The sequence below is a fragment of the Mycobacterium palustre genome (assembly GCF_002101785.1).
GTDB classification, from domain to species: domain Bacteria; phylum Actinomycetota; class Actinomycetes; order Mycobacteriales; family Mycobacteriaceae; genus Mycobacterium; species Mycobacterium palustre.
The window spans coordinates 1-12,519 of the sequence record NZ_LQPJ01000148.1; the positions used below are offsets into that span (position 1 = coordinate 1).

A 12,519-nucleotide genomic window follows, 5' to 3' on the forward strand; every position below is an offset into this window, starting at 1 on the left:
CTCGCCGGCATCTACGCCCAAGTCCTCGGCCTCGACCGCGTCGGCGCAAACGACTCCTTCTTCGAACTCGGCGGCGATTCCCTGTCGGCGGTGCGGCTGATCACCGCGGTCAACGCAGGCCTGGACGCCGGGCTTTCGGTGCGCACGCTGTTCGAGGCCCCCACCGTCGCCGAACTGGCGATGCGCATCGGCGGGGACGAGGATCGGCTGGAGCCGCTGGTAGCGTTCGCGGCCGAGGGCCGGCCCCCGGTGGTTCCGTTGTCGTTCGCCCAGAGCCGGTTGTGGTTCATCGACCAATTCCAAGGTCCCTCAACGATTTACAACATGCCGGTGGCCCTGCGGCTGCGCGGGCGGTTGGACGCCTTCGAAGCCCAAGCGTTGGGCGCGGCGCTGGCCGACGTGGTGGGCCGGCACGAGAGCCTGCGCACCCTGTTCGTCGCGCACGACGGGGTGCCGCGCCAGCTGGTGGTCCCCGCCGAACGGGCCGACTTCGGCTGGACCGTCGTCGACGCCACCGGCTGGTCGGAAAGCCGGCTGGACGAGGCCGTCGACGCGGTGGTAAGCCAGCCGTTCGATCTGGCGAACGAAATCCCCATGCGGGCAAGGCTTTTCCGCGTCGCCGACGATGAACACGTGTTGGTGGCGGTCGTGCACCACATCGCGGCCGACGGATTGTCGATCGCTCCGCTGGTCCGCGACCTCGGGGAGGCCTACGCCTGTCGGCGTGCGGGGGGCGCCCCCGGCTGGGCCCAGCTGGCGGTGCAGTATGCCGACTACACCCTCTGGCAGCGCGCCCAGCTCGGGGATCTCAACGACAGCGGCAGCCGCATCGCCGCGCAGTTGGCCTACTGGGAAGAGGCCCTGGCGGGGATGCCCGAGCACCTGCAGTTGCCCACCGATCGGCCATACCCGCCGGTCGCGGATTACCGCGGCGCCCGGGTGCCGGTGGACTGGCCGGCCGAGCTGCAGCAGCAGGTCGCCCGCGTGGCCCGCGAACACAACGCCACCACCTTCATGGTGATGCAGGCCGCCCTGGCGGTGTTGTTGGCCAAGCTCAGCGCGAGTTCCGATGTGTCCGTAGGGTTTCCGATCGCCGGGCGCCGGGACCCGGCGCTAAACGAGCTGGTGGGCTTTTTCGTCAACACCCTGGTGTTGCGGGTTGACCTCGCGGGCGATCCCAGCGTCGCCGAGCTGCTGGCCCAGGTGCGCGCCCGCAGCCTCGCCGCGTACGAGCACCAAGACGTGCCGTTCGAGGTGCTGGTGGAACGGCTCAACCCGGCCCGCAGCCTGACCCATCACCCGTTGATCCAGGTGATGTTGGCCTGGCAGAACTGGCAAGGACCCGGTCCCAGCGATCCGGCCGCCGGGTTGACCTTGGGCGGCGTCGAGGTCGTACCGCTGCCCCTCGACACCCGGACCGCGCGCACCGACCTGGCCTTCTCCCTGGGCGAATCCTGGACCGGGGATGGCGAGCCCGCCGGAATCGCCGGGGCGGTGGAATTCCGCACCGACGTGTTCGACGCCGCCACCGTCGAGACGCTGATCGAGCGGTTCAAGCGGGTGCTGCTCGCCGTGACGGCGGACCCGGCGCGGCGGTTGTCGTCGGTGGATGTGCTCGACGACGCCGAGCACGCCCGGCTCGACGAGATGGGCAACCGGGCGGTCCTGACCCGGCCGGCGCCCGTCGCGGCGTCGATCCCGGAGCTGTTTTCCGCGCAGGTGAGCCGCGCCCCCGAGGCGGCGGCGGTGACCTTCAACGGCCGGTCGATGACCTACCGGGAACTCGATGAGGCCGCAACCCGGCTCGCGCGGGTGCTGGCCGGCCGGGGCGTCGGCCCGGGCGCGTGCGTGGCGTTGCTGTTGGAGCGCTCAGCCCAGGCCGTCGTGGCCATGCTGGCGGCGCTCAAGACCGGCGCGGCGTACCTGGCGATCGACCCGGCGCTGCCGGCGGCCCGGATCGGGTTCATGCTGGCCGATGCCGCGCCGACCGCCGCGGTCACCACCGCCGGGTTGGCCGACCGGCTGGACGGGCGGGATCTGCCGATCATCGATGTCGCCGACATCGGCGCCGCCGACGCCGACACCGCCGTAGAGCTGCCGGCGCCGGCCGCCGACGACATCGCGTACCTCATCTACACCTCGGGCACCACCGGTACCCCGAAAGGGGTGGCCATCAGCCACCGCAACCTGGCCCATCTGGCCCAGTCGCCGCCGACACCTTTGCCGGCGGCGCAGGTGTGGACGCAGTGCCACTCGTACGCGTTCGACTTCTCGGTGTGGGAGATCTGGGCCGCGCTGCTCGGCGGCGGGCGGCTGCTGGTCGTGCCCGAAGCGGTGGTCGGCTCACCGGACGATTTCCACGATCTGCTGGTGCAAGAACGCGTCAACGTGCTCACCCAAACCCCGTCCGCGGTCACCGCGCTGTCCCCGCAGGGGCTGGAGTCGGTGGCGTTGCTGCTCGGCGGTGAGGCCTGCGCGGCCGAGGTGGTCGACCAGTGGGCGCCCGGCCGGGTGGTGATCAACGCCTACGGGCCCACCGAGACCACGGTGTACGCCTCGATGAGCGCGCCGCTTGAGGCCGGGTCCGGTGCGGCGCCGATCGGTGCGCCGGTCGCGACGGCCGCGCTGTTCGTCCTGGACGAGTGGTTGCGGCCGGTGCCGGCCGGGGTGGTCGGCGAGCTGTACGTGGCCGGTCGCGGCGTGGGCGTCGGCTATGTCGGCCGGACCGGGTTGACCGCCTCGCGCTTCGTGGCCTGCCCGTTTGCCGGCGCCGAAGCGCCCGGAACGCGGATGTATCGCACCGGCGACCTGGTGCGGTGGCGCGCCGACGGGCAGCTGCAGTACCTGGGGCGCGCCGACGAGCAGGTCAAGATCCGCGGCTACCGCATCGAGCTCGGCGAAATCCGGGCCGCGCTCGCCGCGCTCGACGGCGTCGATCAGGCGGTGGTGATCGCCCGCGAGGACCGTCCCGGCGACAAGCGCCTGGTGGGTTACATCACCGGGACCGCCAATCCGGCCGCGATGCGCGCCGCCCTCGCCGAGCGGCTGCCGGCGTACATGGTGCCGGCCGCGGTGGTGGGGTTGGCGGCGCTGCCGTTGACCGTCAACGGCAAACTCGACACCCGCGCCCTGCCGGCGCCCGAATACGAGGCCACCGAACGGTACCGGGCGCCCACCAACCCGACCGAGGAGATCCTCGCCGGCATCTATGCGCGGGTGCTGGGCGTCGACGTGGTCGGGGTGGACGACTCGTTCTTCGACCTCGGTGGGGATTCGCTGTCGGCGATGCGCCTGGTCGCCGCGATCAACACCGGCCTGGACGCCGACGTCCCGGTGCGCGCGGTGTTCGAGGCGCCCACGGTGGCCCAGTTGGCGACCCGCATCAACGAGGGCGACCGCCGGCTGGAGCCGATAGCGGCCGCCGAGCGGCCGGCCGTCATTCCGCTGTCCTTCGCCCAGAACCGGCTGTGGTTCATCGACCAACTGCAGGGTCCCTCCCCGGTGTACAACCTGGCGGTGGCGTTGCGGCTGCGGGGCCGACTGGACGCCCACGCGTTGGGCGCGGCCCTGGCCGATGTGGTCGGCCGGCACGAAACCCTGCGGACCCTGTTCACCGCCCCCGACGGCGTACCGCAACAGCTGGTGCTGGCCGCCGAACAGGCGGACTTCGGTTGGGCCGTCGTCGATGCCACCGCCTGGCCGCCGAGCCGGCTGCAGGAGGCCGTCGAGAAGACGGCGCGGCACAGCTTCGACCTGGGATCCGAGATCCCCTTGCGGGCACGGCTTTTCCGCACGATCGACGACGAACACGTGCTGGTCGCCGTCGTGCACCACATCGCCGCCGACGGGTTGTCGATCGCCCCGCTGGTGCGTGATCTGGCCGTCGCCTACGCCGCCCGATGCGGCGGGCAAGCACCGGATTGGGCGCCGTTGCCGGTCCAGTACGTCGATTACACGCTGTGGCAGCGAGCGCAGCTCGGCGATCTCGGCGACCGCGGCAGTCCCATCGCGGCGCAGCTTGAGTACTGGGAGCAGACCCTGGCCGGGATGCCCGAGCGCCTGGAGCTGCCCACCGACCGCCCCTATCCGCCGGTGGCCGATCAGCGGGGCGCAAGCGTGGCGGTAGATTGGCCCGCCGAGTTGCAGCGGCAGCTGTCGCGGGTGGCCCGCGAGCACCACGCGACCAGCTTCATGGTGATGCAGGCCGCCCTGGCGGTGCTGCTGGCCAAGCTCAGCGCGAGTTCCGATGTCGCAGTGGGATTCCCGATCGGCGGGCGCCGCGATCCCGCCCTCGACGATTTGGTCGGATTCTTCGTCAACACCCTGGTGTTGCGCGTCGACGTGTCCGGTGATCCCACCGTCGCCGAGCTGCTGGCTCAGGTGCGGGCGCGCAGCCTGGCCGCCTACGAACACCAGGACGTGCCCTTCGAGGTGGTCGTCGAACGGCTGAATCCCACCCGATCGCTGACCCACCACCCGCTGGTCCAGGTGATGCTGGCTTGGCGCACCTTGCAAGGCGGCACCGGCGACGCCGCGTTGAAACTGGGAGATCTCGAGCTGACCCAGCTTCCGGTCGATACCGGCACCGCCCGCATGGACCTGGCCCTCGCGTTGGAAGAACACTGGAACGACCGCGGCGAACCGGCCGGCATCGGCGGCGCCGTGGAATTCCGCACCGATGTGTTCGACGCGGCCAGCATCGAAACGCTGATGGAGCGCTTGCGGCGGGTGCTGGTCGCGATGACCACCGACCCGACCCGGCGGCTGTCGTCGATCGGCCTGCTGGACGACGGCGAGCGTGCCCGGTTGCAGGACTGGGGGAACCGGGCGGCGCTGACCGGATCGGTGCCGTCGCCGGTGTCGATTCCGGCGCTGTTCGCCGAGCAGGTGCAACGGGTGCCCGACGCGGCGGCGGTGACCTTCGAGGGCCGGTCGATGAGCTACCGGGAGCTCGACGAGGCCGCGAACCGGTTGGCGCGGTCTTTGCTGGATCGGGGCGCGGGGCCGGGGCGGCGGGTGGCGCTGCTGCTGCCCCGCTCGGCCGAGGCGATCGTGGCGATCCTGGCGGTGGTGAAGACCGGCGCGGCGTACGTGCCGATCGATCCGGCGGTGCCGGAGACCCGGATGCGGTTCGTGCTCGGCGACGCGGCGCCGAGTGCCGTTTTGACGACAGCCGAACTGCGCCCGCGGCTGGACGGACACGACCTGCCGGTCGTCGACGTGGCGGAAGCCGCCGACCCGGCCACCGGCGGTCGGGCAGGCGGGCCAGGCGACGCGCTGCCGGCGCCCGAGCCCGACGACGTCGCCTACATCATCTACACCTCGGGCACCACCGGCGTCCCCAAAGGTGTCGCGGTCCCGCACCGGCACGTGACCCGGCTCCTGCAGACCATCGACGGCGATCTGGAGCTGGCCGGGCAGGTGTGGTCGCAATGCCATTCGCTCGCGTTCGATTTCTCGGTCTGGGAGATCTGGGGGGCGTTGCTGTATGGCGGGCGGGTGGTGGTGGCCCCCGATGCCGTGGTCCGCTCCCCGGAAGACCTACACGCCCTGCTGGTGGCCGAACGGGTGAGCATCTTGAGCCAGACCCCGTCGGCCTTCTACGCGCTGCAGGCCGCCGACGCGCTACAGCCCGAGCTGGGACGGGGGTTGAAGCTCGAGGCGGTCGTGTTCGGTGGCGAGGCCTTGGAGCCGCCGCGGCTGCGCGGGTGGCTGGACAGCCACCCGGTCCTGCCGCGGCTGATCAACATGTACGGCATCACCGAGACGACGGTGCACGCGTCGTTCCGGGAGATCGTCGCCGACGACGTCGGGACCGCGGTGAGCCCCATCGGGGTGCCGTTGGCCCATCTCGGCTTCTTCGTGCTGGACGCCTGGTTGCAGCCCGTGCCGGCCGGGGTCGTCGGCGAGCTCTATGTCGCCGGCGCCGGTGTGGCGTACGGATACATCGGCCGGGCGGGGTTGAGCGCCGCGCGGTTTGTGGCGTGCCCGTTCGGGGAGCCCGGCATGCGGATGTATCGGACCGGGGACCTGGTGCGTTGGGGCCCCGACGGCCAGCTGCGCTACGTGGGCCGCGCCGACGAGCAGGTCAAGATCCGCGGCTATCGCATCGAGCTCGGTGAGGTTCAGGCAGCGTTGAACGACCTCGACGGGGTGGGGCAGGCGGTGGTGATCGCGCGCGAGGACCGCCCCGGCGACAAACGCCTGGTGGGCTACGTGACCGGGAGCGTGGATCCCGGCGAGGTGCGGGCAGCATTGGCCAAGCGCCTGCCCTCGTACATGGTGCCGGCCGCGGTGGTGGTGCTCGAGGCGCTGCCGTTGACGGTCAACGGCAAGCTCGACACCCGGGCCCTGCCGGCACCCGAGTACCACGACGCCGACCGGTACCGCGCCCCGGCCGACGCGGTCGAGGAGATCCTGGCGGGCATCTACGCCCAGGTCCTCGGGCTGGAGCGGGTCGGTGTCGAGGAGTCGTTCTTCGAACTGGGCGGCGACAGCATCCTGTCGATGCAGGTGGTGGCGCGGGCGCGCGCGGCCGGGGTGCTGTGCCGTCCGCGCGACATCTTCGTCGAGCAGACCGTGGCCCGGCTGGCCCGGGTGGCCGGGGTGGCCGACGGCGAAGCCGACGTGACCGACGACGGCGTGGGCCCCCTGGTGGCCACCCCGATCATGTCCTGGTTGCGCGGCGTCGACGGCCCGGTCGACCAGTTCAACCAGACGGCGCTGCTGCAGGCTCCGGTGGGGGTGACCGAGGCCGACGTGGTGGCGTTGCTGCAGGCCCTGCTGGATCGGCACGCCATGTTGCGGTTGCGCGTCGAGGACGACGGGGCGGGCGGCTGGTCGCTGACGGTGCCCGAACCGGGGGCGGTGGACGCCCGCGATTGTCTCGACGTCGTGAACGTCCTAGCCGAGGCGGCGGTGCAAGGGGCGCGGTCGCGGTTGAACCCGGCGGCCGGGCTGATGCTCAGGGCGCTGTGGGTGCCTCCCACCGGGCAGCTGGTGCTGATCGTTCACCATCTGGCCGTCGATGGGGTGTCGTGGCGGATCCTGCTGGAGGACCTCAACCTGGCCTGGGCCCAGCGTCGCGGCGGGCAGCCGGTGGTGTTGCCGGCGCCGGGGACGTCGTTCGCCCGGTGGGCGTCGCTGCTGGCCGACTACGCGCACCGCGCCGACGTGGTGGAGCAGGCGCCGGTCTGGCGGCAGATCGCGGCGGTGCCGCCGGCGCTGCCGGCGGTGCAGCCCGCGGTCGACACCTACGCCAGCGCCGGAAACCTGTCGGTGGAGCTTGACGCCGAGACCACCCGGATGCTGCTCGGCGAGGTCCCGGCGGCATTCCACGCCGGGGTCAACGACATCTTGTTGATCGCGTTCGCGCTGGCGTGCGCGGAGTTCTTGGGAACCAACGGTGCGCCCGTCGTCATCGACGTGGAAGGGCACGGACGCGAAGGCGACCTGGTCTTAGACGTTGACCTGTCGCGCACGGTCGGGTGGTTCACCACCAAATATCCGGTGCGGTTGGCGGCCGCCGGGCTGTCGTGGGCGCAGGTCGTGGCCGGCGAGGCGGGGCTGGGCGCGGTCATCAAGGACGCCAAGGAACAGCTTCGCTCCCTGCCGGACGGCCTGACCTACGGTGCGCTGCGCTACCTCAACCGCGACGTCGACCTGGACGGGTCCGATCCGGCGATCGGGTTCAACTATCTCGGGCGGCTGGGCGCCGCGGGATACCGGGCGTCCGGCGACATCTGGGAGATCCGCCAGGACGGCTGGTCGGTGACCGGTGTCGCCGCGGCGATCGCCATGCCGCTGATGCACACCGTCGAGCTCAACGCCGGCACCCTGGACACCGACACCGGTCCCCGGCTGCGCGCGGGCTGGACGTGGGCCCCCTCGGCCCTGGATCACGCGCAGGTCAGCCGGCTGAGCCGGTTGTGGTTTGACGCCCTGGCCGGCATCTGCGCGCACGTGCGAGGCGGCGGCGGCGGGCTGACTCCGTCGGATATCGCGCCGGCCCGCCTGAGCCAGCTGCAAATCGACGAGCTGCAGCGCCAATACCCCATCGCCGACGTGCTGCCGCTGACCCCCCTGCAGCAGGGGCTGCTGTTCCACGCCAGCACCGCCCAGGGCGGCGACGATGTGTACGCGGTGCAGCTGGATGTCACGCTCGATGGCCGGCTCGATCAGCACCGGCTGCGCGAGGCGGTGCACACCGTGGTCACCCGCCATCCCAACCTCGCGGCCCGCTTCACCGCGCGGTTTGACCAGCCGCTCCAGATCATCCCGGCCGACCCCGTGGTGCCCTGGCGGTTCGTCGACGTCAGCGGGGCCGGCCCGGACCTCGACGACCAGGTCCGGCAGGTGTGCGCCGCCGAACGCGCCGCCGTCTATGACCTGTCGGACCAGCCGGCCCTGCGGGTGGCTTTGATCCGCACCGCGGAAGACCGGCACCGGTTCGTGTTGACGAACCACCACATCGTGCTCGACGGCTGGTCGCTGCCGATCCTGCTCGCCGAGGTGTTCGCCAGTTATTACGGGCACCGGCTGCCCGCGGCGGGGTCGTATCGGAGGTTTGTGACCTGGCTGGCGGAGCGTGACCTCGACGCCGCCCGCGCCGCGTGGCGTGAGGCGTTCGCCGGCTTCGACACCCCCACGTTGGTCGGGCCCCCGGACTGGTTCGGGCTGGGGCGAAGGGGAGTGGCTTCGGTTCGGTTGGCCGAAGAGACCACGCGGTCGCTGGGCGAGTTGGCGCGCTCGCGCCACACCACCGTCAGCACCGTGTTGCAGGCCGCCTGGGCTCAGGTGCTGACGTGGCTGACGGGCCAGCGCGACGTCGCCTTCGGCGCCGTGGTCTCGGGCCGCCCCGCGGAGGTGCCGGGCGCGGACTCGATCGTGGGCCTGTGCATCAACACGGTGCCGGTGCGGGCCAGCCTCGCGCCGACCACCACCGCCGCCGAGCTGCTCGACCAGCTGCAAAGGGCCCACAACCGCACCCTCGACCACCAGCATCTGGCGCTCAGCGAGATCCACCGCGTGACCGGTCACCCGAGACTGTTCGACACCGTGTTCGTATACGAGAACTACCCGACCGACGCGGCCGTGCTGTCGGGCACCGACGGGCTGGCCATCACCGAGATCAGCACCCGCGACTACTACCACTACCCGCTGACGGTCCAGGCCCTGCCCGGCCGCGAACTGGAGCTGCGCGTCCAGTACCGCGCGGACGTTTTCGACGCGGCCGACGTCGCCGCTCTGAGCGAGCGTTTCCGGCAGGCGTTGATCGCGATGATCACCGACCCGGCGCAACCGTTGTCGCCGACGGATGTGCGGCGCGGGGGCAAAACTGGCCCTGAGGTCAAGTCCCGCGACCGCGCGCTGCCGACCCAACCGGCACCCGGATACCGCCGCCACGGTGATGGCCACCGGGGCCCGGCCACCCTCGTCGAACAGATCTTGACGGGCATCTACACGCAGGTGCTCGGCGTGGACGACGTCGGCGTCGACGAATCCTTCTTCGACCTCGGCGGGGACTCCCTTGCCGCCATGCGTGCCATCGCCGCGATCAACACGGCCCTCGACAGCCGCCTGGCGCTTGTCACCCTGTTCGAGGCGCCATCGGTCAGAGAATTGAGCCGACGGCTGGGCGAACCCGCCTACGCCGGCAACGAAGTTCGCGCCGTGGGCCCGGCCGGCGACCTGTAACGGGGCGCACCCGGGCTACCACATGCACGGGATCAGGCGGTAGCGAACCTTGTCGGTGTATTCGGGGTAGCCGTCCAGCTCTTTTCGGAGCAACTTCTCCTCGTCGCGAATGCGCGAGGCGAGCACGAGCACGCCAAGCACCACGAAGGCGAGCCCCCAGTAAGAGCCGAGCGCCAGCGGGATGCCGACCATCATGATCACGTTGCCGGTGTACATGGGGTGCCGCACCAGCCCATACAGTCCGGTGGAGACGACCTGCTGGCCTTCCTGCACGCGCACGGTGGCGGCCGCATAGCTGTTCTGAACGATCACGAACCCGACCACACCGAGCCCGACGGCGACCAACACGTCACCGGCCAAGCAGACTGCGGCGGGGACCCGGGCCCAGCCGAAGCGATGGTCGAGGACGCTGACCACGACCATCGCCGCCAGCGACAAATACAGGCCCGCGATCGCGACCTTCTGCGCCGTCCGGGTCTCGGCGGTCGGCCCCCCGCGCATCCGGGCCTGCAGCGCGGCGGGATTCGCGCGCAGCAAGTAGACGATCGGGACCCACGCCGACACGACAACGACCGCCAGGAAGACCCATGCCTGCCAGTAGGCGAAGCTGCCCGCGGGCACAAACAGCATCGAGCCGAATACGACAAGCTCGACGAGACCGAAGACCAGCATCTTAGGAACGGTTTTCACCGATCCTCCTTCGTCGATCCGCACCGCACGCCGACAGCGCAGCATTCATGGCCCGGCGGCCACGACAGACGCGCAGGGTTTGAAACTACCGCCGTCCGCACCGGCAAGATGCGCGAATTTGCCATTTCCCGCGCGCCGGGTCACCGTGGCCGGCTTACGCGCCGGGCCGGGTCACCGGCGCTCGCCGGGGTGGGCGGGTCCTAGCAAAAGGGCGCAAAATCGGGCTTCGGCGGGATCGGCGGCGGGGATTGGCCGGGCCCCTGCTCCGATGAGCTGCCGCGCCGCAGGGTTTCGATCGCCGTCAGCACCCGGCGACCCACCGCCATTTGGTACTCGCGCAGGTATTGCGCCCTGCGCGGGTCATCCGGCGCCAGGTGATGGGTGAGCGGATGCTGCGTTTTCCAGACCGCATCCTGCGCCGCCTCGCCCACGGCTACCAGGAAGTCGTCCTCGTCCATCTGCCCCCCATCGCCGTTTCAGGCCGGCCCACCGCGGTGTGCCAATTATGTGCCAGGGAATGTCCGCTTTCCGCGATTTGCGGTGAAAACTCCCGTTTTCGCCAGCCTTTGCGACACCCGTGTAACAAAAGCGCCTCAAAGCCTAGTCGGCAAACTTTTGTGGCCGCGGGCTACTGGTCGTTGTCGGGCCATGCGGGAATTTCCGCCCGGATTCGGTTGCACGCCAAGGATGTTCGCTCGTCGCTGGCACCGCTGGGAGGAGGGCCGAGCCGATTCGGGTTGCGGTCAGCGAATTCCGCTTTCCTGGGCGCGCTGCCCCGTTCCGTGGCGAAAGTCGCGGTAACGCGCGGCCGGATTCTTTGCATAGTCGAACGCGGGCTGAACTATCCGTATGTTAAGTAGGATTAAGTTGGATTTGGCGCACCGAAGTTATGTTTTGTCGGTAAAGGATTGCGACAATTCACCGCCGGCGGCGCGGCCCGGCGGCGGCGTCCGCGAGCCCCCTGGCCTGCTCCCGGCCCGGGCCGCGCCGCGGCGCATACGCCGCTCGGCCGCCAGCAGGTAAGGGGTATTCATCCCGCGGCAATGGACGTAAAGTCTTGAATCACCCCAGCAACCATAATTTAAGGTTGATTGTCGGGACATTAGATGAATGGCGTTATGCGCGGCGACCATAACGGGTGGGGCGGCGGTGCCCGCCCCACGCGCGGGCGAGCGTGCGGCCCGGGGCCGGCCACGGTTTCGCCCGGTCGCGCGCGGGACGCCGTCGGCGGGCCGGTGAGGCGTTGTAAGACACGTGCCGAACACGGTACGTTTTCACATTGGCTGGTGGATCGTGACGGTGGTGTGGGGGCGCACGATTCTGAGATCGTCGCCGGAGGTCAGCGATGTCCTACCTGATCGCGGCGCCGGAGGTGGTGGCCGCGGCCGCCGCCGACGCGGCGCGAATCGGCTCATCGCTTCGCGCTGCGACTGCCGCCTCGGCGGCCAAGACCACCCAGGTGGCGGCCGCCGCCGGCGACGAGGTGTCCGCCGCGATCTCGTCCTTCTTTTCCGACTACGCACAGCGCTTCCAGGCGTTGAGCGCCCAGGCGGCGTCGTTTCATGCGCAGTTCGTGCAGGCTTTGAGTGGGGCGGGCGGCGCGTACGCGAGCGCCGAGGCGACCAGCGTCACGTCGTTGCGGGCCGCGCAGGCCCAGGCGCTCAATGCGATCAATACGCCCGCCCAGCTGGTGTTCGGGGCCCCGCTGATCGGAAACGGCGCCGACGGGACGGCGGCCTCCCCGAATGGCGGACCCGGCGGGCTGTTGGTGGGCAACGGCGGCAACGGCTGGAACTCGAACATCCCCGGGGTCCCTGGAGGCAACGGTGGCAACGCCGGATTCCTCGGCAACGGCGGGGCCGGCGGATTCGGCTTCACCGCCGGTGGTGTCGGCGGGGCTGGTGGTAACGGCGGCCTGCTCGCCGGCTATGGCGGCGCCGGTGGGACCGGCGGAGGCGCCGCGGGCGCCGTGAACAGCATCGGCGGAACCGGCGGGAGCGGCGGCAACGCCGGCTTCCTGTTCGGTTCGGGCGGGGACGCCGGGGCCGGCGGGGTCGGCGCCAATGCCGGCGGTACCGGCGGGAGCGGCGGCAACGCGGGTGCGCTGTTCTCCAACGGCGGGGCCGGCGGGGC

General features: G+C 70.8%; 4 protein-coding genes. 2 read left to right on the forward strand and 2 right to left on the reverse strand.

From position 1 onward, the window contains the following. Positions 1–9,696, forward strand: a 9,696-nt coding sequence (locus tag AWC19_RS26760; RefSeq protein ID WP_142281436.1) for a non-ribosomal peptide synthetase, incomplete at its 5' end; no start/stop codon positions are given. A gap of 15 nt (positions 9,697–9,711) precedes the next feature. Here the strand turns inward: AWC19_RS26760 and AWC19_RS26765 are convergent. Continuing rightward, a complete protein-coding gene (locus tag AWC19_RS26765) occupies positions 9,712–10,368 on the reverse strand; it encodes a methyltransferase family protein (RefSeq protein ID WP_142281438.1) in 657 nt (218 codons plus the stop codon). A gap of 218 nt (positions 10,369–10,586) precedes the next feature. After that, positions 10,587–10,844 (reverse strand): hypothetical protein, encoded by a 258-nt coding sequence (locus AWC19_RS26770; protein WP_085081101.1) that lies wholly within the window; start codon positions 10,842–10,844, stop codon positions 10,587–10,589. Between the two features lie 887 nt (positions 10,845–11,731). Here AWC19_RS26770 and AWC19_RS31325 point away from each other — a divergent pair. After that, on the forward strand, positions 11,732–12,519 hold a 788-nt coding region (locus AWC19_RS31325), incomplete at its 3' end, for a PE family protein (RefSeq protein WP_142281437.1).